Below are 22,431 nucleotides of genomic sequence, written 5' to 3' on the forward strand. Positions count from 1 at the left end.
GACCTTATTTTTGATAGTACCTTGTGGTATTTCAATTATTCGCAGTGGATTTGGGGGATTTTCTCTCATTGGTCTAGTAGTTGGTATTATGCTACTATTAAATTGTCAAGGAATTTTCTTGGCAGATACCGTACGAAAGCTTATTGTTCCTGTTGTTTTAATAATTATCGGGCTTAATATTTTAATGCGTACTGCATTTAATGGTAGTAGCAAAGTGCAGACTCCGATACCAAAGGAATGTAGCTATGCGGCAACCTTTAGTGGTAATACGGTACAATTTCCAAATCAGCGATTTCAAGGAGCTGAATTAAACTCTATTTTCGGAGGAGTTAGACTTGATTTAAGAAGTGCTATCATTGAGGAAAATGTTTGTATTGATGCAACCTCAATCTTTGGTGGTATTGATATTTTCGTACCAGACAATGTTCGTATTAAGGTATCTTCTAGTTCCTTCTTTGGAGGAGTAAGTAACCATCGTAGACGCATATCGGGAGAAGTTCCGACAATCTATATTAATGCAACTTGTATGTTTGGAGGTGTAGATATCCGATGAGTCCTTTACAAAAAGTTATCAAATATTTTGCTATGGGGTTTGCTGCATTTCTTATGGTAGGCATTCTATCAAGCATTGTTGCTGTAGTTTCTGGATTGGGTTCCGGAATCGATGCTTATGAATATAATAAAAATTACGTTAGTTTTACAAAAGATTTTGATACTGTTAAAAATCTAAATATCTCCAATGACGATAAGAAGCTTACTATAGTAAGTGGTGATACCAATAAGGTTATTGTAGAAGCAAAAAATGTTCCAGATACTCTAGAGGTAAAGGTTACCTCTGATGGTACGCTAACAATTAAGGATAAGGATAGATTTAATATTTCATGGATATTTAGGTGGTCAGGGAATTGGAATAGTGATATGGAAATCATTGTGACAGTACCTCGTGATTTTACTGCTGGTAAAGTAGAACTTGATAGTGGCTCTGCTACCATGGAGGTTAATGATTTATCCGCTGATAATATGATTATTGATGGTGGATCTGGCAGCTTTATAGGACGTAATTTATACGCTAAGAAGTCAGATATGAATTTAGGCTCTGGTTCAAGCCGATTAGATTATGTGCAATTTGATAAAGGAAAGATGGATTGTGGTTCTGGTAATATAAAAATAGAGAACGCAATTTTTAGAGATGTAGTGTTTGACGGTAGTTCAGGTTCCATTTCCTATTCCGGTCAGTTACTTGGAAAGACTTCCCTTGACTGTGGAAGTGGTAGAGTTTCCTTTGAACTAGAGGGAAAACGAGAAGACTATAACATTAATTCTGATAGTGGTTCTGGTGGTATATGGATTGATGGAATAAGAACAGATGATTATAAGGATCGTAATAGTGATGTAAGCAATGAAATTAGAATTGATGGTGGTTCTGGGCGTGTTTTAATTAATTTCTACAATTAGTAAATAGGGAAGTTGAAGCGATACTTTGCCATATGATGATTAACTAAAAAGATATACGCTGTACAATGTCTAGTGAATGGACAAAACTTGTACAGAGTATATCTTTTTCTTGTTTCTAAACCACGAGGAGGTCTCTTACCTTTAGTAAGTTTTTTTCACATCCTGTGGATAAATTCCAAGTAAGATTGCTTTTTTGTGGATATCATGATAAAATACGCGTACACTGTTACGAAAGAAGGTTTGATTTATGGGGAAATATAATTTTGATAAATGGATAGAGCGAACAGGTACCAATTGTGTGAAATATGATTTTGCAAAGGAATCGGGATATTCCGGTGAGGAGTTGTCACTTTGGGTAGCAGATATGGATTTTGAGACTGTGCCGGAAATCACAGATGCCCTAGTGGAACGTGCGAAGCATGGAATCTATGGATACTCCATGCCAAAGAAAGATTATTGGGATACTGTTACCTCATATATGGAAAATGAACATAATTATAAAACAAAAAGAGAGTGGTATTTGAATGCGCCTGGAATTGTTTTTGCCCTAGCTATGGCAATACGTGCAATAACCAAAGAGGGTGATTCTGTTATAATACAAAGACCTGTATACCATCCATTTACAAGGATGGTGGAAGCAAACAACAGGAAACTGATTAATTCTCCTTTAAAAGAAGTAATGTTAAATGGTACCATTCATTATGAGATGGATCTAAAAGATTTTGAAGAAAAAATTCAGCTACATAATGTGAAATTATTTATCTTATGTAATCCACATAATCCAGTGGGACGAGTATGGACGAGGGACGAATTGATTTCGATAGGTGAAATATGCAGAAAATATGGCGTAGTTGTTGTTTCCGATGAGATACATTTTGATTTTGTATATCCAGGATTTAAACATACTTGTTTTGCATCGATTAGTAAAGAATTTGGGAATATGACAATTTCATGTACTTCACCAACAAAAACGTTTAACTTAGCTGGGCTTCAAATCTCTAATGTTATTATTGAAAATGAGGAGATTCGTGAAAAGGTGATCGAGGAGATAAAAAGCGTTGGTTATGATGAGCCTAATATCTTTGGAATGATAGCTTGTAAAGCTGCTTATGAGTTTGGGAAACCATGGTTAGAGGAGCTAAATGAGTATCTATTAGGAAATCTTAATTATGTAAGAGAGTTTTTAAAGAAACATTTACCTAAGATATCTTTGATTGAGCCTGAGGGAACTTATCTTATTTGGCTTGATTTTAGAGCGTATCAGTTAACCAAGGAAGAGCTTGAGCAAAAAATTGTGAAAGAAGCAAAGCTACGATTAAATGTAGGTGGGATGTTTGGAGAAGAAGGCGAAGGATTTGAAAGAGTTAACTTAGCGACTCCAAGAGCTTATCTAGAAAAGGCGATGAGACAATTAGAGCAGGTTTTTGTCGATTTAAGGTAAAATCATTAAAAACAGAGGTAGATTTAACAAAACATCAATACAAACTTAATGGATAGTTCAAAATTAGGTGTTATACTATGGGTCAAAGTTCTTAGGTTAGGGGCCAGGTACAGGAGAATATATTTTTGGCATGTACCTGAAATAAGGGCTGGTAAAAGTAGTGAGAGTAAGTAAATAACAGTTATATATGTATGAATAAACGGAGGTTTCAATATGAAGAAAGAAAGAGAGAAATTATTCCTATGGAATCGTAAGTTAAAGTGCATCATGGTGCTTTTTACTTTCGCAATAATTTTTACATTTACTGGGTGTAGTGATAAAAAGAATAAGCAGACCTCAGTAGATGATACACTGATTACTCCAGAGGCAAATAACAATATAACAACTACACCACTGCCAACACCGGTAGCGATGACTCCAGCACCTGGGATTACATTAACTCCAACTCCAGAGGTAACGGTTACACCAACGCCAACGAAGACACCACTTGGTGATCTTTCGGAGGAAGAAGCAAAGAAACTTGTTTTGGCAAAACTAGATACTTCAAAGTATAGCATAGATTTGTCGGATGATCATCTAAATATTGATGGTGATACCTACTATGTTTATGTTGTATCGGATTTAAATGGCATCTTGGAGCCAGCGATTATTGTTAACAAGAAGAGTGGAGCTCTTTATAGCTATGATGTTAATGGGAATGTAACCCCATTTACAAAGTTCCCATTAGATAACGTAGAAAGCGTAAATCAAAATGAAGATACGATAACACAAGCAGAGGCTTTGGAGCTATTAAAGAAGGTGAAAAAGGAAAAGCTTGGTTTGGTAAATACGCTAGCTCATTATAATGTGGTTGCAGATTCTTGGACTACAGTGGTTGCCGGAGAAGATTGCTATTGTTTCAATGTATTTGAAGGCCGTGCAGAAAATCAATTGGTAGGCATGTACTATGTTTCTGTGTCAGGAGAGAACATTTATCGTTTCGAAGAGGAAAGTTCAGATTTTATTAAAATAAATTAATTATTGGGAAGCTAAATAAGCTTCCATAGAATGCAAGAGCAGTTCAAGTAATTCTTTTTACATGACCTGCTCTTTTTTTCTTTCTCATATAGGTTTCGGTAAAAATAATGATATGCAGGTTTTGGTAAAATTGATGATTGTTGAAAAGATTGTCACAAAATGTTATAATTATTGGAATAATGATATGGTAAAAAGGCATGGGGTGAAACGATGAAAGAGAAGATTGAGCAATTAGCAAGGGGTGTATTTAACTATAACTTACCTGAGGTTATCCTCTCAGAAGAATCGCTGGAACTTTATGTTGAGTGTGGGAGTATTTATCGTGGGACTTTTACGATTCAAAATAATCTAAATACCAGGATGAAAGGTGTCTTATATTCCACCAATCAAAACTTACATATGGAAAATGATCGGTTCATTGGCGAAGTTTCAACGATAGAATATTATTTTACAGCGGAGTATATGGAAGCTCTGACTAGTTATGAGGAAAAGATTCATATTATTTCAGATTGTGGTGAGTTTGTACTACCAGTTGCTATACATATTACATCACCAAGTTGTGAATCTACTGTAGGAAAGATAAAGAACTTATTCGAGTTTGCAGGCCTTGCGTGGACCAATTGGGAAGAAGCAATGGAAGTTTTTCAATCAGAGAAATTTGGACAGGTGTTAGCGTATTATGATAATCAATATCTATCACTCTATCAAGCACTAAAAAAGAGTAGTTCTGCCAGTCAGGCACTCGAAGAATTCTTAATTGCTACCCACAAAAAGGTGCCCGCTTTCTTTCAAGTAGATAAAACAGAACTTCACTATGAAGCAGGTCCCTATAATTTCATGGATAAGATACTTATTAAAAAAGAAGGTTGGGGACATTCCGAGGCCATTATAAAAACAGATGGTAAATTCCTTGAGCTACAGAAGAATACGTTACTTATGGAGAGTTTTGCAACTGGTGAGGCAGAGCTTAATTTTGTTGTACAAACAGAGGGAATGAAGGAAGGGTTACATTATGGTAACATTTATATTGATGTTGCCTTACAGAGATTTGTAATAAAGGTTTCCGTTCATTGTAGAAGACAAAATGTTGGTAGGCGAATAGCCTTACAAAAAGAGAAGTCTTGTTATGTAAAGCTAACGAAAAACTATCTGGATTTTCGTCTAGATAGGATATCCTTATCCAAATATGTGAGCGAAGCAGAGAGCATTTTACTTAGCTTACTATCTGGAGAAAAGGAAAGTATTCTTTTTGAGCTGTTCCATCTTCACCTAAAATTAATTTCTGGTAAAGAAGGAATGGTTACATCAACGTTTGAGGCATTGGAACAAAAGAAAGAAGAACTTAAGAAGAATGAACCAGTTGCATATGGAATTTATCTGTATTTAAAAACATTAAGCAAAAAATCAGATCAGGATGCACTTAGTGTATTTCAAGAAGTAATGGGGTTATCGGATCAATATCCAAAGGAACTGTTTCTATTTTGGTGTCAGTTATACTTAAATAAGTCCTATGCTACAAATCCTGCACAGAAATTAAAAGACTTGAAAGAACGATTTGAACAAGGAATTCATAGCCCTATCTTATATTACGAAGCAGCTCTTTTACTTCGTGAAGATACCCTCTTGTTACGAGAGCTTAATTCTTTTGAGTTACAGGTAATATCTTTTGCATTAAGGAATCGTTTTTTAAAGAAGGAAACCGCAACTGCAGTAGCATATTTGGCGAGTAAATGCAAAGTTCCTCATAAGCATCTCCTACGTATATTGGATCAAATTTATGAACAATTTGAATTAAAGGATGCTCTTTATGCGATGATTAGTATATTAATCAGGGGGCATAAAAGAGATACTTGTTATCATCGCTATTATAGGCTAGGTATAGAACAGCAATTAAGAATTACTGAACTTCAGGAATATTATATCTATAGTATGGGGGAGGAGTATCAAGAAATACATCCTGCAGTAATTTCTTATTTTACTTATGATAATAAACTTCCGGATAGGAAAAGAGCGTTTTACTATGCTTGCTTACTAACAAAACATAGAGATAATATGGTTATCATGGATCATCACCGTTTGGAAATGTTACAGTTTTTAAAACGTCAGTTATTTGCTGGTGTCTTTCATCGCCATCTGACTGTTTTAGCAGATGCATTACTTCCTGAAACACCAGTGGATGCAGAGCTTGCAGAATTAATACCCAAAATTTCGTTTGTTCATGAAGTGGTATGTGAAAATCCAAAGATTAAGAGTGTTGCTACCCGGCACAAAGAATTACAGGAGGAATGCATTGTACCATTAACCGATGGACACGCATTTATTAATCTTTATACAGATCAAGCACAGATTTTCTTTATCGATCATAAAGAGCAGCGTTATTATACTTTGGCTTCCTATACCTTAAAGAAATTGACTCATTTCACACAGTTACTAGAAACTTGTTATGCGATAAATCCGGATCAGGCAGAACTTATTTTGTATTTATCTGAAAAAACTTTAGTTTATCCAAAGTTTGATGAGTACACTGTTGAGTTAAGAAAGAGAGTAGTACAGCTGTCAACCCTAACGAAGGAATATCGAAGAGACTTTATTCAAACCTTAATTCATTATTATTATGATAATTTTGAAGGTGAAATTTTAGAAAGCTATTTAAAAATCATTGATTTAAAGGTATTTGAACAACAAAGTCGATATAAAATGATTGAATTTATGATAATTCGTGAATTGTATCCGCTTGCACTTCATGCGATGGAGGAGCTAGGATATGAGGGAGTAGAAATAAAAAGACTTCAAAGGTTATGTAATCATTTGCTATCAAGTGCTGATGAAGTATCGAGGTATCAAGAGATCTTATTACAGATTGCTTTTTATTTATTTACAAAGGGTTATTACGAGGAAGCAACTCTTTCTTATTTGGTTAAATATTTCTATGGTACAACAGCACAGATGTATGAGTTATGGCAAATGGCGAAAGAGAAAAACATTGATACCTTTGATTTAGAAGAGCGTCTACTTGGTCAAATGTTGTTTGCAGAAAGCTATCTAGGAAATTCGATTCAGGTATTTTTATCTTTCTATCGTAAAGGTTGTAATCGGAAGTTAACTCGTGCATTTTTATCCTTCTATAGCTACAAATATCTGCTACGAGACCGTGTTACAGAACCAGAATTGTTTGAGGTCATTCGTAAGGAGTTAAATTATGAGGAGAATGACGTAGCGCTACGTGCTATATTAAAACACTATTCTACGATGGAACAATTAACAGATAGCGAAGTGAAATTTATAGATTACCATTTGAGTAGACTAGTTCAGAAGGGAATCGTACTACCATTTTTTAAAGAATTTAAGAAAAACATGAGGATTCCACAGCACATGTACGATAAATGTTATGTGGAATATCGGACAAATCCCAAAAATCGTGTTATGATTCACTATTCTTATGGGAATGAGAGTGGTGAGAAGGCGTTTACTGTAGAAGAGATGCAAAATCAGTGTTATGGTATCTTCGTTAAGGATTTTGTACTGTTTTATAAGGAGGAACTACAATATTATATTACAGAGATTACAGAACTAGGGGAAGAAGTAACGGAAAGTAAAACGATAATTGGTGCAATGGAAGAAGAGACATCCGGAGATGATTGTTATAATCAATTAAATCATATTATGGAAGCAAAAGAGTTAAAAGATGATGTAACAGCACTTCGGCTATTAGATAATTATGTAAAGCAAAAGTTTACAATTGAAACTTTATTTAAAGCAATTGATTAATGGAAGGAGGAAACCATGGGGGAGAATAAGCAATTATTAATAGGCTTTGAAATTACGAATGAAACGTCACAAATTTATTATTATCAATCACAGACTGGGGATGCCGTTCCGATTTTTTTAACACAAAATCAATCGAATCCATTGTTTCCTACCTGTTTAGCAGTAAAGGAATCGAACAAGGAGTGGATGGTTGGTGAAGAAGCATTACGAAGCTCAAGTCTTGGTGGATCATTATTAATAGAAAATATACTAGAAAAATTAGAACATCAGGAGAGCATAACGATTTATGGAGCAACCTTTACCCCGGTAATGCTATTAACAAAGTTTTTTAAAAAAGCATTCATGGTAGTAAGGCAGCAGTTCCTAAATAGTAGCATACAAAAGCTAGTGATTACCGTACCTGATCTTACTCCTAACATGACAGAGATGATATATCTTAGTTTAGAAGAATTGGGGATTTATAGGGACAGAGTTCATATTATAAGTCAAGTGCAAAGCTATATGTATTATGTACTAAGCCAGAAGCCAGAGATTTGGATGCATGATGTATCTTTGTTTACTTATGATGAGACTGGGCTCTTTTATTATAATCTTACAGTAAATCGAAGGATGCAGCCCTTTACCGTAATAGTGGAACGCATGGATTTAAGCAATGAGCTGACACCAGAATTGTTTGAACAAGAACCAATAGAGCGAGTTTTATATCGTCTTGAAAGGCTTATGAATCAGGTATTATATAGGCGTTTAACTAGTGCTGTGTTTGTAACTGGAAAGGGATTTGAAGGAAACTGGGTTCGAGATGTGTTAGTTCGTCTAAGCAGTTCCCGCCGAGTTTTTTTAGGGCAGAACCTGTATGCGAAGGGGACCTGTTTAGCCGCGAAGGGCTTTCTTGACGATAGCTTCCAAAATTATTTATTCTTAAGTGAAGAGATGATTACATCAAACATTTCGTTACGACTTTATGAAAATGCAAAGGAAGTAGATTTTTGTTTGATAAAAGCGGGGACTCCATGGTGGAAAGCAAACAATACAGTGACAGTAATACTTGATCAGACCAAGGAATTATCATTTACAGTAACAAATCTTTTAAATAGGGAACCACTTTATGAGGTGTTATCCCTAGATGGGTTAATGGAAAGAGAGAATAAGACGATCAAGCTTTCGGTTACAGTTCACTTTATCGATCGAGAGACTGCGATTGTAACAGTTCGTGATGTTGGATTTGGTGTATTTTACGAGACAAATTATCGTATTTGGGAGCAAATGCTTACCTTATAATGGAAGAATGGAGTTTATTATGGGAAAATTAATTCTTTGTGCAGGAACAACAGCCGAGAAACCATATTGTTTCAAGCTAACAGGTACTCCCGTCTATACGATTGAAGAACTATGCTATTATATCTATCATAATTTGGAATCTGTTAGTGAGGAACTATTCAATCAAGAGTTAATAGATTTTATTAGAGAGGAATTAGGACTTAAGGAGAGGGCGGATTTCTTAGAGGAATTACTAAAAAAGAAGTCAGGTATTAAGGATTTAGTAGTCAGTATTCTTTGCAGTTGTGACCTATATGATAAGACTGAAATTAATCAATTATTAGCGGAAATTGATATTCTGTTTCGATTAACCCCAATACAAAGAAAAAAAAGACAAGCGGATTTTTGTTTATCCCATCATAGGTATAAAGAAGCAATGAAAGAGTACTTGGAAATTCTTAATAGCAGGGAGTTTACGGATTTAACTAGTGAAGAATATGGAGATATCCTACATAATATGGGCGTCTTAGAAGCGAGAACAGGGGCATTTATGGTAGCCGCAGATAAGTTTCGTGAAGCTTACGAGCGTAATCACAAAGAAAGTTCACTAAAGCAATATCTTTATGCACTAAAGTGTAGTAAACGAGAGGCTTTGTTTGAAAGAGAAGTCAAAATTCTTGTGGGTGATCGTGAATTACTTAAATCTATGGAGGAGGAGCTTTATCAAACCTTAGAACTTTCAGAATATACAAGTTTTTATGCAGAGGTAGTTAAGCTCTCGGAGCTAAAAGAGAATGGAAAATACACAGAGTTCTATGAGCGTTTGAATGAACTTGTTAAGCAGTTAAAAATAGAATACCGCAAGGATAGCATATAGAAAAGAGGATTGGCATGGGTTTATTTTCATCTCGAAAGAAGAATAAAGAAGACAAACGAATAAAAAACACAGACTTTGTTCAAATGTCAGTGGAGGAAGCACTAGAAAAATATTCTGGTTCTTCCGTGGCTCAAACTCCATTTAGCATTGAGGAGGAGAATCTTTCTTTTTTAGAGAAGAAGAAAAGGAAAAAAGAGCAAGCGAAAAATAAGAGAAACAATAGTGTAGAAATAAATGGGCTAAATCCATATCAAGGGGAAATCAAAGAGGAAAACCTTGGCGATGTAATTAAGGAGCATAAAAGTCAGATACTTGAGTTGACTGCTCAATTAGAAGAAACGAAACAAGAATATGAGGCAGTGACCTCCTATCTGTCTGATATACAAAAAATCGAGCAAATTCCGGATGGCCAAAAAAAGCCTTATTTGGATGCTGCGAATAAGATTATAAACTTTGAAAAAGAAAGAAAAAATTATTTAAACATCGATCGTAAGCTATCAGAAGCTCAGTTTGCAGAGATGAATAGGCTAGAAGAAGACATTAAAAGGGAGCTTCCAAAGCTAAAGGAACAGGAACATTATCAACAGCTTATTAAAGAAGATTTGCGTCAGCTTGAGGGAGAAAAAGGTGTATTAAGCTATGATAGAGAGCAGGCAGTTTCAAAGGCAAAATTTCTAAAACAATTAGCAATCGTAGGTTTTGTATTAATCCTACTATTATTTGGTGGATTGTTTTTATTGGATAATGCAGTGGAGGCGGATTTGTCATTACCAATTCTTTTGACTGGTTTTTTTGGAGTTTTTTTAGTCGCATACATTATCTATGACACAAGAAGATGTTCGTACAAGCAAAAGATGGCAGAGCTTAAACTAAATCGTGCGGTTTCATTAATTAATAAGGTGAAACTTAAGTATGTTAATTGCACAGCGATGCTTGACTATTCCTATGAGAAATATCATACCACCGGATATCAGGAACTTATGGCTAGGTACCAGTTGTTTTTAAAAGAAAGAGAAGAATTAGAACGCTTAGAGCAAAATACCGAGCTACTTGGTTACTATCAAGAGGAGTTAGTGAAGGAACTAAGAAAGCATGGGATTGACGATGCAGAAGTTTGGGGGTATCAGGCAGAAGCCCTACTTGATAAAAAAGAAATGGTTGAGGTTCGTCACCGTTTAAATGTTCGTAGACAAAAGCTTCGTGAACATATTGATTTATGTGCAAAACAACTGGATTTAGTACGTAATTCTCTAGAGGGTATTCGTACAAGAAATCCGGAATATGATAGCGAAATCATATAAGGAGTAAGATATAATAAAAAAAAATAATATAATAGTAAAAAAAATTATGGTAAATATATAAATTAATACAGTAATGAAATAATGAATATAAAAAAGAACTTATAAAAGGTAGTGAGTACTTCTATAAGTTCTTTTTGTTGTATTTTTTGTGCAACTTGTTTCAGTATATTCTTATTCATGACAAGGAAAAGTTTGCGAAGTGTACTTTTTCTTGCTTGAAGTAGTCATAGTTTGTGAGCTTGTTTTACTAGTAGGCTTAGATGCTACTGCTTGATTAACTTTCGAGTTGTTTGGAACATAGTTCATAATAGCAGTATTTGATAATTGATAAATTAGAGTTGCCATCTCATTACTTTTTATATTATAGTCGCATTGAATCCAATGTTGAATTACACTTAAACTCCCCATGATTACGTAATTATAGATATATTCTGATATGTCTGGAGGGCAGTTTAGCATGACAGCAGATTTTAGATGAGCTAATATATCCTTCATGAATTTAGTCTGGAAAGACAGATTTTCTTGTGGACGAAGTAAGGTATTAAATATCATAGAGTTATCTTTTATATAATCTAAAAATGTGATCAGATAGGGAAGTGTATCTTGATTAGAGTCCACTTTTCCAAGAAATTCTTTCGCATTATCTAATACTTCATTTTCTAATTCAACCAACAATGAAACTGGATCCGTATAGTAAAGATAGAAGGTAGAACGATTAATTCCTGCATTTTCACAGAGTTCTTTTATTGTGATTTTTTCTACTGGTTTCTCATGCATTATTTCGATAAGGCTATTCTTTAGTAGCATTTTAGACAACTTCACTCTTTGGTTATTTTTTTCTGCCATGTATGAATCCTCCATACAAAAAAATAATTTCTGTTCGTAATACGACATATGAAATGTATTTGTCGAGCTAACAACAGATGAAGCTAAACTGATGGTTGTTAATCCGACACAGTGTGGATATGATAAGGATAAGAAATTACAAAGACTTGTAAAAATGAATACTATGCTATTTATGATAGTGGAAATAAATGGAGCTGTCAATGGGGATTAATAGCCCTATTAAAAGCACTTTTTCTTTTATATGCTGCTGAAGCACGAAAATGGGAGTTAGTGTAGCCGGATATTTGTTCCTGCTTCGGCCTTGGCACAAATACCCTGCCTACTGAACAGAAATGGAGGTTAGTATGGATATGAATAAGACGCGAATCTTTTTAACAGGGGCTACTGGTACCATGGGATATTCCGTTCTTAAAGAATTGGTCGAAGAACTAGATAAATTTGAGGTTATACTTCTAGTTCGTCATACGGACAATAAGAAGGAGTTAATAGAGCCCTACGAAAAGTTAAATGGTGTAAATATATATTGGGGAGACCTAACAAATTACAAGGATGTGTTTGAATGTGTAAGCCACGCAGACATCATTTTACATGTTGCTGCCTTTGTTTCACCGGCAGCAGACTATTATCCATTACTTGCTATGAAAACGAATTATGGTTCTACAAAAAATATTCTAACTGCAATACGAGAGCAAGGTCGGATGGAGAAAGTAAAACTTGTGTATATAGGTACGGTTGCAGAGACGGGGGATCGAATACCGCCAATTCATTGGGGAAGAGTAGGGGATCCGATAAAGCCAAGTATCTTTGATTACTATGCGGTATCTAAGGTTGCGGCAGAACGTATTGTAATTGAGTCAGGACTAACTTACTGGGTTAGTCTTAGGCAGACTGGGATTATGGGACCAGCAATGAGTAAGATAAATGACCCAATCTTATTTCATAATGGACTTTATAATGTTTTGGAGTATGTATCCGATCGCGATTCTGGTAGATTGCTACGAAATCTTTGTTCACTAGATCATCAAGAGGAATTAAGTCCAGAGTTTTGGAACCACATTTACAATATTGGTGGTGGTGAGAGCTGTCGTGTTGATACTTATTCGATGTTTCAAGATATATTTGGTGCTATCGGGATTCAGGATTTAGATTTTGTAATTAGCCCAAGATGGTTTGCTACAAAAAACTTTCACGGACAATATTATTTGGATTCGGATAAACTTGAGGATTTTCTTCATTTTCGTCAAGATTCCATGCAGTATTTTTATAAAGAGTATATTAAGAATTTAGGAGTAACTGCTTCTATATCAAAGATCATTTGTAAGATTCCGGGTGGTCAGAAGATGATGGGAAGTATTTTAAAAAAGGTATTTCTGAAGATGGCAAGAACAGAACATGGAACGGTACATTTTATAGAGAATAATATGGAGGATCAGATTTCTGCTTATTGGGGGAGTAAGGATAAGTGGGAACAGTTACCAGCATCGGTTCATGACCTAGAAATACAAAAGGATTGGAACCGAGCAATTGTACTAAATCATGGATATGAGGAAGATAAACCAAAAAACAAGCTGGATCTTAGCGATATAAATGAAGCTGCAGTATTTCGTGGAGGTAAAATAAATTCTTCAAGCATGAAAGTAGGAGACTTAAGAACACCGCTTACCTTTACTTGTGCTTTTGGGCACACCTTTGAGGCAAGTCCTAGACTTATTTTAGAAGGAGGTCATTGGTGTCCCGTGTGTGAAAGAGAAAGCTGGAATTATGGGAGGAGAGCAATGATAGATCCATTCTTTGCTCAAGTGTGGGATCCACTTCATGATGGAGAGATATCACTTAAGGAGTACAAAAAAGAAGTGAATGAGCTTATGGTTTAAACCAAAATACCCAGTAGAATACGATTCTAAAGAGAAACGTTCGTTCTGCTGGGTATCCCTTTCACTTTTAAGGGCTTGGATTATTATGTCCCTTATTTATTTGTTTCCATAGTTTTATAACACCAAAACCAATCCTTACATTCCAAACCTTCCCCTGTTGGATTGTTTTCTCTTTTTACCAATTGTTCATATGTGGCAGGAGCAGGAACCATAACTGGATCGCCAGGTTTCCAACATGCAGGTGTAACGACATTAAATTCATCTGTAGTCTGAAGAGCATGTAACAAACGAAGAATTTCAGCAGTACAACGTCCATTGGTGAGTGGGTAGATTAAGATAGCACGAATTATTTGTTTAGGATCGATAAAAAATACGTTACGAACAGTTTGAGTGGTACTCACTTCAGGAGCGAGCATTCCATATAAACGTGCGATATCACCGGAACGATCTGCAATTACCGGGAATGGAATTTGAACACCGGTATTTAGGTAAATGCTGTTCACCCAAGCAAGATGGGAGGGATTACTATCAATACTAAGCCCAACCAGACTAGCATTTAGTTTATCAAATGCAGGAGCGTTCTGGGCGAATGAGAGAAATTCAGTAGTGCAAACAGGTGTAAAATCGCCAGGATGTGAAAATAAAATAACCCAACGTCCTTTGAGATCGGACATTTTCAACGGTCCAAAAGTCGTAACAGCTGTGAAATCAGGTGCAGTCATACCGATACTAAGATGATTAATTTCCAAGGAAGTGCCTCCAAAGAATAGTTTATCAGTAATATGATATGCAGTTAAGGGTAAGCCGTTACAGTAGAGTTTAGAAATGTGGATAAAGTATTTTTACTAGTTTTGGCCCTAATGTTCTTAGCTTATAATAGTTTACTCCTCATTGATATAATTTAGGTTTATAATTAATCAATATTTCAATTTAGGTCTATAATTGATAGATATTTCAATTCGGGTCTATAATTGATAGATATTTTAATTTAGGTCTATAATTGATAGATATTTTAATTTAGGTCTATAATTGATAGATATTTTAATTCAGGTCTATTATTTACAAATATTACAATCTAGTTTATTATTGACAATTATTTTAATCTAGTTTATTATTGCAAATATGAAAAAAACTTCATGAAGTTTACTTCATATTTTATTATATTTGACAGGAGGTAATTACTTGAAAAATAAACTTTTAGAATCCTATTTAATTTCTTTCATAGCTTTTTTAATAGGTTTCATAGAGATATTCTTTAAACATGAAATGTTTAGTCCAATAGAAGGATTTAATTCTGGATTCTTAATGGTAGGATTAGGGATACTTATTTTTATTCTAACTATAATTTCTCATATTAAATATTATTCTAATAAAAAGCAGATGGATATAGAGTGTTCTAAAGAATATGATGAAAGAGATGAATTAATTGATGGAAAAGTTGCTAATTTAACTATGAAAGTTATAATTATTTTAATATTTATTATCATGTTTATGACGAATTTTATTAACATTCAGACAAACAACGCTTTATTTATTATTATATTAGCTTCTAGTTTTATTAATATTCTGGCTAAAAAATTCTATAATAATTATTATTGATTAGGTGAACATAATGAAAAATAAGATTAAAGAGTTAAGATTAGATCATGAAAAAACACAACAAGAATTAGCAGATTTAGTTGGAGTTTCGTCAAGAACAATCATTTCTTTAGAAAATCAGAAATATAATCCATCTGTTTTAATAGCTCATAGAATAGCTTCAGTTTTTGGACTAGCTATTGAAGATGTGTTTATATTTGAAGATGTTGATTATTTATAAATATGAATTAAATTAGATAAAAAAGGGAGAAAAAATATTATGACTATGAAAATATTTATTATAGTTTTTGGAGTATTATTAATGTTGTGGGGAATTCACAGATTGAAAACTGATGACGCTTTCGTAGGGAAAACTCAAAAACAAAAAAATTTATTTAATCTACTTTTACTTGGAGAAGCATCTGGTTTAGGCCAATTTATAGGTGGAGTTATATGTATAATAATAGGTGTAATTTCTTTTATAATTAAGTAGATTGTAGAAATAAAATTAAACAACACGTATGCAATCGTGCGTAAAATAGCTTCAAAAATTGGGTATGCCTGTCAATTGAAATAATAAAGGTAATGTAAGTGTTTGAATAAAATAGACCCTATAAGATAAGCAGTTAAAAAAAGAGGATAACTCTTAAAATTAACTGACTCTACCTTATAGGGTCTATTTTTTTATAATTATATAAATAGGAAGGAAGGAGGATTTAAAGAATTATTTTTTGGAACAGGTTTCAGAATTACAAAAAAAAGAATAAAGCGATTACCTATACGGATGAGTTTTTACGATAACGACTTTCGAAATTCCCGAGGGGATGATTTCACTAACTGTGAAAACACTCGATTAAATGTGCGCTGTGTAGTAAATCCACATTCATAAGCTATCTCAGTGATACTTTTTTCAGTATTCTGCAATAAGTGTTTTGCATAACTAATTCTCAATTCCATTATATAATGTGTTAAGGTACAATGAACGCGTTCAGAAAACAACCGTGATATATAAGAAGGATGGAATCCTAAATGGGAAGCTAAATCCCCCAGGGAAAACTGCTCTAAGTAGTGATCTTCTACATAAACCAATATGGAAGGAAGGATATCTTCATAAGTAGAGGTTGCTTTTTCTGTAAAGGTTGTATTTTTTAGGATGAGTGAGAAAATAACAGAGAGGTAGCTTATCATTAGTTCTTGATTTTGGTCACCTTTCCATTCTTCTAATAGCATCTTAACAAAGGGTGTTATTTTTTTTGTTTTTTCCCTTTGTAGAAATGGAGTAGTAAATTCTTTTTGAAAGTAACGTTTAAACATTGGAAGCGTGTCTGGAGATAGAATACAGAGAACGTATTCGCAGTATTCCTTTGTTTCATACGAATGTATTGTATTTGGTAAGGCTATCATTATGTCAGATTCTTCTAAAAGTAAGGTTTTCCCATTGCAGGTTGCCTCAACAGCTCCTCTTTGACAAATAAGAATCTCAATTTCTTTATGTAAATGGGGAGGAAATGTCATATTGGTACCTTGATATAAATTTAAAGTTCGTGACTTATTTTCATAAAATAGCTTCACCGATAATCCTCCATTCATCGTCGTTCACGTAAAATTGCTTCACTGTTAATTCTTCATGTATCGTCATTCATTATTCATGATGAAAAAGTTTAGCGAAGTGTGCTTTTCCTTGTCTTACATTATACATAAGAAATTTAGAAGCTACAATATCTTAAAGGTAAAAATATGTCTAATTTATCTAAGCTATTTTCTTTCTATCAATTCCTTTGATTGCTATACTATAAATGAATCAAAGGTGTCAATGGCTATTTGTATTGACGAGCAAAGTTACTGTCATTATTAAGCTACTAAAGTGTAGAAAATGAGGTATCTTGATTTGTAGGCGTGCTAAAGCACGCAGATGGGAGTTATGATGAAAAGAGCATTAATAGTTCAAGGTGGATGGGATGGACATGAGCCAGTTTTGGTTAGTAAGGTATTTCAGAAAATGTTAGAAGAGGAAGGATTTTTGGTAGAGATACATGATACACTAGAATGTCTATCGGATGCAGAAAATCTAAAAAATTATGACTTAATCATTCCGGTTTGGACGATGGGAACAATTCCGTCAGATTATGTACATAATGTATCAGTTGCGGTTTCGTTAGGAACAGGGCTTGCAGGGTGTCATGGTGGGATGTGTGATTCTTTCCGTAATGAAGTGGAATGGCAGTTTATGACGGGTGCACAGTGGGTAGCTCATCCGGGAAATGATGGTGTAGAGTATATGGTACACGTGTCAAATGATGACTACTTTACCAAAGGACTTTCTGATTTTAAAGTTTGCTCCGAACAATATTATCTTCATATTGATCCTGCAATCAAAATTTATGCTACCACCACATTTCCAGTTGTAGATGGACCGCATGCTTCTAACGGAAATGTAGAAATTCCGGTTGTATATACCAAGATGTGGGGAGAAGGAAAAGTGTTCTATTCATCGTTAGGGCACCACGCAGACATTTTTGATATTCCTGAAGCGTATGAGATCATGAGACGTGGATTTCTTTATGCGGCAAGATAAATTCATACAGCAAGATAAATTCATGCAGCGAGATAAATTCATGCAGTAAGATAAATTCATGCAGCGAGATAAATTTATGCGCGAGATAAATTCAGATAGCAAGATAATAATTAAGAAATAAATTTGATATAAATTTTTATCTTACTAAAATTTTTTACACAAACTTGTATCATGTAGAATGTTAAGTCAGAAAGAGCTTAATGGAATCGGAGGTTATCATGGAGAAAGTTAATGTTGGAATTATTGGATGTGGAAACATTAGTAATATTTATATGCAAAATATCACAACTCTTTTTGTGAATTTAAAACTTTATGCAGTTTGTGATTTAGAGGTTGAGAAAGCAAAGCAAGCAGCTGAAAAGTTTCAGGTAGAGCATGTGCTAACTTATGATGAAATGATACAATCACCAGAAATAGCGGTTATTTTAAATCTAACCACTCCAAAGAGCCATTACTCCATATGTAAAGATGCGATATTAGCAGGAAAACATGTCTATGTGGAAAAACCTCTTTCCTTAAAGTTAGAGGAAGGAAAGGAGTTAGTTTCCTTAGCCAAAGAAAAGAAACGATTGCTTGGTTGTGCACCAGATACCTTTTTAGGAGCAGGTATACAAACTTGTATTAAGGCAATTAACGATGGTTACATAGGAGAGGTGATTGGAGCTACTGCTTTTATGATGTGCCATGGTCATGAAAGCTGGCATCCAGATCCAGAATTTTATTATCAGATAGGTGGTGGTCCGATGTTTGATATGGGACCTTACTACCTAACAGCTCTTGTTTCTATGATTGGTCCTGTAAAAGAAGTGGTTGGAATGAATTCGATTTCGTTCCCAACTAGAACAATCACCAGTGAGAAAAAGTTTGGTGAGATAGTACCAGTAGAAGTTCCAACCCATGTAACAGGGTTGTTAAGATTTGAAAATGGAGCAATTGGTAACATAATTACAAGCTTTGATGTATGGGGCTCAACTTTGCCAAGAATAGAGGTTTACGGTACCAGAGGAAGCTTGATTGTACCTGATCCGAATTGCTTTGATGGGGAAGTTCTTATCAAACAGTATTTTTCAAAATCCTTTGAAGCTTTTCCGTTAAGTAGTATCTATAGCATGAATAGCCGTGGAGCGGGATTATCGGATATGGCAAACTGTATTTTAAGCCAAACGGATAACAATCGTGCCAGTGGAGAATTAGCATGTCACGTTTTAGAAATTATGCATGCATTACATACCAGTCAGGAGGCAAAATCTTTTGTCGAGTTATCGACACGCTGTGAACCTCCTAAGCCATTGGGAATGAATTTAATTAAGGGAGGTATATCATAGTTTATTTCATAGCATGCGTTAAAGCAGTGGTTAATAAGTAGTTAAAGGCTAGAGTTAAAAGGTAGAACTTTGTAGAATTACACGAGAATCTGCCTTTTAACTCTTTTCTTATAGGCTTGCATTTTGAATCAAATACAAGTTATAATAAACCTAGAAATACATTTGAAATTACAGAACTCAGTTAGCTAAAGAAGCGCAGGAAAGAGTTGATTAAACAAAGATTATTCCATTGGCAGTTTGCGCTGGAACTTAAGTAGATATTGTATAAAGATAAGAGCTTTTAATATGTTGATAATATAAAAGATAAGAACTTTTAACATGTTGATTTATATATATGTATATACTCATAGATTGGAGTTAATATGAAAGTAACCTATATTTACCACAGCTGCTTTACAGTGGAAGAACAGGAAGTTGTATTAATATTTGACTATTTTAAAGGGGACTTACCTCGGTTTGATAGCGACAAGAAGATTTACGTTTTTTCCAGCCATAAGCATGCGGATCATTTTAGTAAAATAATATTTAAACTTGCAAAGGATTATAAGAATATATCATTTTTATTATCAAACGATATAAAAATGAATGAAAAATATATGGAGCGGGTTCAAATTCCAGAAGAAGCAAGAGATAAGATACAATATTTACGTAAGAATGAAACTTATCAGATAATGGAGGATATAAAGGTTGAAACATTAACCTCTACGGATGAAGGAGTAGCTTTTATGGTTACCTTATTTGGTAAGACTATTTACTTTGCAGGCGATTTAAATTGGTGGACCTGGAAAGGTGAAACGGAAGAAGAATACCAAGATATGACGAAACGATTTTTTACGGAAATCGATAAATTAAAGGGGCGTCATCTTGATCTAGCATTTTTACCGCTCGATGGAAGACAAGAAGAGAGATTTTATCTTGGATTTGACCATGTCATGCGAGAAGCTGAAGTTATCAATGCATTTCCAATGCATTACTGGGAAAAACCAGATGTAATACAGAGACTAAAGGAAATGGAAGTTTCGAAAGATTACCGAGATAGGATTTTTGATGTAATGGAACCAGGGCAAGTGTTCGAGTGTTAACGGATTTATAAGACTTTAATGTACAATGATCTTTTTTACGTAAGAATGTCCCGTATTGGTTTAACTTCAAAGCTTAATAAGCGTAAAATCAAAAAAATATAATTACAATTTAGCAATATAATATATAAAAAAGGAGATAAGGTGATTATATGAATTTTAAATTTGCACATAATAATTTTAACGTATTAGATTTAGAAAAATCATTAGCATTTTATGAGGAAGCACTAGGATTAAAGGAAGTTAGAAGACATGAATCGAAAGATTTTACTTTAGTTTATCTAGGAGATGGAAGCACTACACATTGCCTTGAATTAACCTATCTTCATGATCGCAAAGAAGCCTATAACTTGGGTGAAAATGAATTTCATTTGGCATTTGTTGTAGATGATTATGATGCGGCTTTAAAGAAACATAAAGAAATGAATTGTGTAATTTATGAAAATCCTGCAATGCACATTTACTTTATTGTAGATCCAGATGGTTATTGGTTAGAGGTTGTTCCAGCAAAATAATCATTAGAATAGTAATATAACTCTATACTGAATACTTGGATGAGCAAAAATGGTTATTGGTTAGAGTTTCTCTAGCAAATAAATAGTTATTTTCTGGACAGAATGAAAAAGCCTTGACAATTTTTAAAAGTTTGCATATGATAAGAAATATAAAAATATAGGATAAATGTAGTGATGGAGAGGATTACATAAGTAACCTTGTCAGAGATAACAATCCATTGGCTGTGAGGTTGTTTCAAGTAGTGCTTATCGAAGGTAGCTCCGGAACAGTGTTTCTGAAACTTTAAGTAGCGTGTAGGAAATGCCGGGAAGTCCCGTTATAGACGAGCGTTTTGATTAGAAATGCGAAAGAGGTGAATACTAAAAAAATTCTTAATGCCACAACTGGTGACATGGTAGGAAATGTTTTTTATTCACAAATTAAGGTGGTACCACGGTTCTTCGTCCTTATCGGCGAAGGACCTTTTTTTATGCATTAATACATTTTTGTACAAGAAATACCACCAAATATCTATAGTAACTTTATGAAAAGCTAAATAGTTTAAATTTATTTTATTACACAACTTAGTTGAATTATTTTTAAGATAGGAAAGGAGATTCTTATGCAAAAAGAGTTAGCAAAAACCTATGATCCTAAGGACATAGAGGGCAGATTGTATGAGAAATGGCTGGAGAAAAAATATTTCCATGCCGAAGTTGATAAGACAAAGAAACCATTTACGATTGTGATTCCACCACCAAACATTACTGGTCAGCTTCACATGGGCCACGCACTTGATAATACGATGCAGGACATCTTAATTCGTTTTAAGAGAATGCAAGGCTTTAATGCACTTTGGCAGCCAGGTACAGACCATGCTTCCATTGCAACAGAAGTTAAGATTATCGAAGCTTTAAAAAAGGAAGGAATCGATAAAGACCAGCTTGGCCGTGAAGGCTTTTTAAAGAGAGCATGGGAATGGAAAGACGAATACGGCGGACGTATTATCGGACAGCTTAAAAAACTTGGTTCCTCCTGTGATTGGGATAGAGAAAGATTTACGATGGATGAAGGCTGCTCCAAAGCAGTAGAAGAAGTATTCGTAAAGATGTATGAGAAGGGAATGATTTATAAAGGTTCCCGTATCATTAACTGGTGTCCAGTTTGTCATACTTCTATTTCTGATGCTGAGGTTGAGTATGAGGATCAGGCAGGACATTTCTGGCATATCAAATATCCAGTAGTAGGTACGGATGAGTATCTTTGTTTTGCAACCACTAGACCTGAGACTATGCTTGGTGATACTGCTGTTGCAGTTCATCCAGAAGATGAGCGTTATATGCACCTCATTGGCAAGAAGGTAAAACTTCCTTTTGTTGACCGTGAGATTCCAATCATCGGGGATAGCTATGTTGAGAAGGATTTCGGAACAGGTGTTGTTAAGATTACACCAGCACATGACCCTAATGACTTCGAAGTTGGTAAGAGAAATAACCTTCCAGAAATCAATATCATGAATGATGATGCTACGATTAACGTAAAT

The 22,431-nt window shown here is 34.4% G+C and carries 20 protein-coding genes and 1 other annotated feature; of the genes, 17 read left to right on the top strand and 3 right to left on the bottom strand.

The annotated features are described in order from the left end of the window. From RTP52_RS18665 to RTP52_RS18700, 8 genes are all read left to right on the top strand, one after another. Positions 1-553: LiaF domain-containing protein (locus RTP52_RS18665; protein WP_312372876.1), on the top strand; the 553-nt coding region annotated here is incomplete at its 5' end. Next, positions 550-1,455, top strand: a complete 906-nt coding sequence (locus RTP52_RS18670; RefSeq protein ID WP_312103800.1) for a DUF4097 family beta strand repeat-containing protein — start codon at positions 550-552, stop codon at positions 1,453-1,455. The genes RTP52_RS18665 and RTP52_RS18670, both read left to right, overlap by 4 nt. 247 nt (positions 1,456-1,702) lie before the next feature. Further along, positions 1,703-2,896, top strand: coding sequence for a MalY/PatB family protein (locus RTP52_RS18675; RefSeq protein WP_312372877.1), 1,194 nt, complete (start codon positions 1,703-1,705; stop codon positions 2,894-2,896). A 213-nt stretch (positions 2,897-3,109) separates the two neighbouring features. After that, positions 3,110-3,913 (top strand): hypothetical protein, encoded by an 804-nt coding sequence (locus RTP52_RS18680; RefSeq protein ID WP_312372878.1) that lies wholly within the window; start codon positions 3,110-3,112, stop codon positions 3,911-3,913. Positions 3,914-4,123: 210 nt separating this feature from the next. Beyond that, a complete protein-coding gene (locus RTP52_RS18685) occupies positions 4,124-7,681 on the top strand; it encodes a DUF5717 family protein (RefSeq protein ID WP_312372879.1) in 3,558 nt (1,185 codons plus the stop codon). A 15-nt stretch (positions 7,682-7,696) separates the two neighbouring features. Next, a complete protein-coding gene (locus RTP52_RS18690; RefSeq protein WP_312103794.1) occupies positions 7,697-8,959 on the top strand; it encodes a DUF5716 family protein in 1,263 nt (420 codons plus the stop codon). 19 nt (positions 8,960-8,978) lie between these two features. Beyond that, positions 8,979-9,815: a hypothetical protein gene (locus RTP52_RS18695; protein WP_312372880.1), complete on the top strand. Its 837-nt coding sequence runs from the start codon at positions 8,979-8,981 to the stop codon at positions 9,813-9,815. A gap of 14 nt (positions 9,816-9,829) precedes the next feature. Continuing rightward, positions 9,830-11,116, top strand: coding sequence for a hypothetical protein (locus tag RTP52_RS18700; RefSeq protein ID WP_312372881.1), 1,287 nt, complete (start codon positions 9,830-9,832; stop codon positions 11,114-11,116). Positions 11,117-11,287: 171 nt separating this feature from the next. On the opposite strand, the gene RTP52_RS18705 is transcribed toward RTP52_RS18700, so the two are convergent. Then, a complete protein-coding gene (locus tag RTP52_RS18705; RefSeq protein ID WP_312372882.1) occupies positions 11,288-11,962 on the bottom strand; it encodes a TetR/AcrR family transcriptional regulator in 675 nt (224 codons plus the stop codon). 344 nt (positions 11,963-12,306) lie between these two features. Here RTP52_RS18705 and RTP52_RS18710 point away from each other — a divergent pair, with 344 nt between their 5' ends. Beyond that, on the top strand, positions 12,307-13,836 hold the full coding sequence (locus RTP52_RS18710) for an NAD-dependent epimerase/dehydratase family protein (protein WP_312372884.1): 1,530 nt from the start codon (positions 12,307-12,309) through the stop codon (positions 13,834-13,836). 92 nt (positions 13,837-13,928) lie between these two features. On the opposite strand, the gene RTP52_RS18715 is transcribed toward RTP52_RS18710, so the two are convergent. Continuing rightward, positions 13,929-14,585 (bottom strand): peroxiredoxin, encoded by a 657-nt coding sequence (locus RTP52_RS18715; protein ID WP_312372885.1) that lies wholly within the window; start codon positions 14,583-14,585, stop codon positions 13,929-13,931. A 433-nt stretch (positions 14,586-15,018) separates the two neighbouring features. Here RTP52_RS18715 and RTP52_RS18720 point away from each other — a divergent pair, with 433 nt between their 5' ends. Genes RTP52_RS18720 through RTP52_RS18730 form a run of 3 tightly spaced genes read left to right on the top strand, consistent with a single transcriptional unit; the run spans position 15,019 to position 15,907 of the window. Then, positions 15,019-15,435, top strand: a complete 417-nt coding sequence (locus RTP52_RS18720) for a hypothetical protein (RefSeq protein ID WP_312372886.1) — start codon at positions 15,019-15,021, stop codon at positions 15,433-15,435. A 13-nt stretch (positions 15,436-15,448) separates the two neighbouring features. Beyond that, complete coding sequence (locus tag RTP52_RS18725) at positions 15,449-15,655, top strand: helix-turn-helix transcriptional regulator (protein ID WP_312372888.1); 207 nt, start codon at positions 15,449-15,451, stop codon at positions 15,653-15,655. A gap of 39 nt (positions 15,656-15,694) precedes the next feature. Continuing rightward, entirely contained in the window at positions 15,695-15,907 is a 213-nt protein-coding gene (locus RTP52_RS18730) for a hypothetical protein (protein ID WP_312105332.1), read from the top strand. A 299-nt stretch (positions 15,908-16,206) separates the two neighbouring features. On the opposite strand, the gene RTP52_RS18735 is transcribed toward RTP52_RS18730, so the two are convergent. After that, on the bottom strand, positions 16,207-16,986 hold the full coding sequence (locus tag RTP52_RS18735; protein WP_312372890.1) for an AraC family transcriptional regulator: 780 nt from the start codon (positions 16,984-16,986) through the stop codon (positions 16,207-16,209). A 352-nt stretch (positions 16,987-17,338) separates the two neighbouring features. On the opposite strand from RTP52_RS18735, the gene RTP52_RS18740 reads away from it, so the two are divergent. From RTP52_RS18740 to RTP52_RS18760, 5 genes are all read left to right on the top strand, one after another. After that, complete coding sequence (locus RTP52_RS18740; protein ID WP_312372892.1) at positions 17,339-17,989, top strand: ThuA domain-containing protein; 651 nt, start codon at positions 17,339-17,341, stop codon at positions 17,987-17,989. Positions 17,990-18,207: 218 nt separating this feature from the next. Next, positions 18,208-19,314 (top strand): Gfo/Idh/MocA family protein, encoded by a 1,107-nt coding sequence (locus tag RTP52_RS18745; protein ID WP_312372894.1) that lies wholly within the window; start codon positions 18,208-18,210, stop codon positions 19,312-19,314. Positions 19,315-19,676: 362 nt separating this feature from the next. Then, positions 19,677-20,396 carry an MBL fold metallo-hydrolase gene (locus RTP52_RS18750; RefSeq protein ID WP_312372895.1) on the top strand — a complete coding sequence of 240 codons (720 nt, stop codon included), beginning with the start codon at positions 19,677-19,679 and terminating at the stop codon, positions 20,394-20,396. Between the two features lie 149 nt (positions 20,397-20,545). Continuing rightward, complete coding sequence (locus tag RTP52_RS18755; RefSeq protein WP_312105345.1) at positions 20,546-20,908, top strand: VOC family protein; 363 nt, start codon at positions 20,546-20,548, stop codon at positions 20,906-20,908. Positions 20,909-21,070: 162 nt separating this feature from the next. Then, positions 21,071-21,360: a binding site (T-box leader), on the top strand. Between the two features lie 150 nt (positions 21,361-21,510). Then, the coding region (locus RTP52_RS18760) for a class I tRNA ligase family protein (RefSeq protein WP_312372896.1) at positions 21,511-22,431 on the top strand (921 nt) is incomplete at its 3' end.

Source organism: Lachnoclostridium sp., from assembly GCF_031997925.1.
GTDB lineage: Bacteria > Bacillota > Clostridia > Lachnospirales > Lachnospiraceae > Lachnoclostridium.

What these genes read in the sequence shown, in the direction of transcription:
- RTP52_RS18670 (WP_312103800.1), top strand. Translation starts at nt 550, where the DNA reads ATGAGTCCTTTACAAAAAGTTATCAAATATTTTGCTATGGGGTTTGCT.
- RTP52_RS18695 (WP_312372880.1), top strand. Translation starts at nt 8,979, where the DNA reads ATGGGAAAATTAATTCTTTGTGCAGGAACAACAGCCGAGAAACCATAT.
- RTP52_RS18750 (WP_312372895.1), top strand. Translation starts at nt 19,677, where the DNA reads ATGAAAGTAACCTATATTTACCACAGCTGCTTTACAGTGGAAGAACAG.
- RTP52_RS18705 (WP_312372882.1), bottom strand. Translation starts at nt 11,962, where the DNA reads ATGGCAGAAAAAAATAACCAAAGAGTGAAGTTGTCTAAAATGCTACTA.
- RTP52_RS18685 (WP_312372879.1), top strand. Translation starts at nt 4,124, where the DNA reads ATGAAAGAGAAGATTGAGCAATTAGCAAGGGGTGTATTTAACTATAAC.
- RTP52_RS18710 (WP_312372884.1), top strand. Translation starts at nt 12,307, where the DNA reads ATGGATATGAATAAGACGCGAATCTTTTTAACAGGGGCTACTGGTACC.
- RTP52_RS18745 (WP_312372894.1), top strand. Translation starts at nt 18,208, where the DNA reads ATGGAGAAAGTTAATGTTGGAATTATTGGATGTGGAAACATTAGTAAT.
- RTP52_RS18680 (WP_312372878.1), top strand. Translation starts at nt 3,110, where the DNA reads ATGAAGAAAGAAAGAGAGAAATTATTCCTATGGAATCGTAAGTTAAAG.
- RTP52_RS18755 (WP_312105345.1), top strand. Translation starts at nt 20,546, where the DNA reads ATGAATTTTAAATTTGCACATAATAATTTTAACGTATTAGATTTAGAA.
- RTP52_RS18730 (WP_312105332.1), top strand. Translation starts at nt 15,695, where the DNA reads ATGACTATGAAAATATTTATTATAGTTTTTGGAGTATTATTAATGTTG.
- RTP52_RS18690 (WP_312103794.1), top strand. Translation starts at nt 7,697, where the DNA reads ATGGGGGAGAATAAGCAATTATTAATAGGCTTTGAAATTACGAATGAA.
- RTP52_RS18700 (WP_312372881.1), top strand. Translation starts at nt 9,830, where the DNA reads ATGGGTTTATTTTCATCTCGAAAGAAGAATAAAGAAGACAAACGAATA.
- RTP52_RS18675 (WP_312372877.1), top strand. Translation starts at nt 1,703, where the DNA reads ATGGGGAAATATAATTTTGATAAATGGATAGAGCGAACAGGTACCAAT.
- RTP52_RS18725 (WP_312372888.1), top strand. Translation starts at nt 15,449, where the DNA reads ATGAAAAATAAGATTAAAGAGTTAAGATTAGATCATGAAAAAACACAA.
- RTP52_RS18740 (WP_312372892.1), top strand. Translation starts at nt 17,339, where the DNA reads ATGAAAAGAGCATTAATAGTTCAAGGTGGATGGGATGGACATGAGCCA.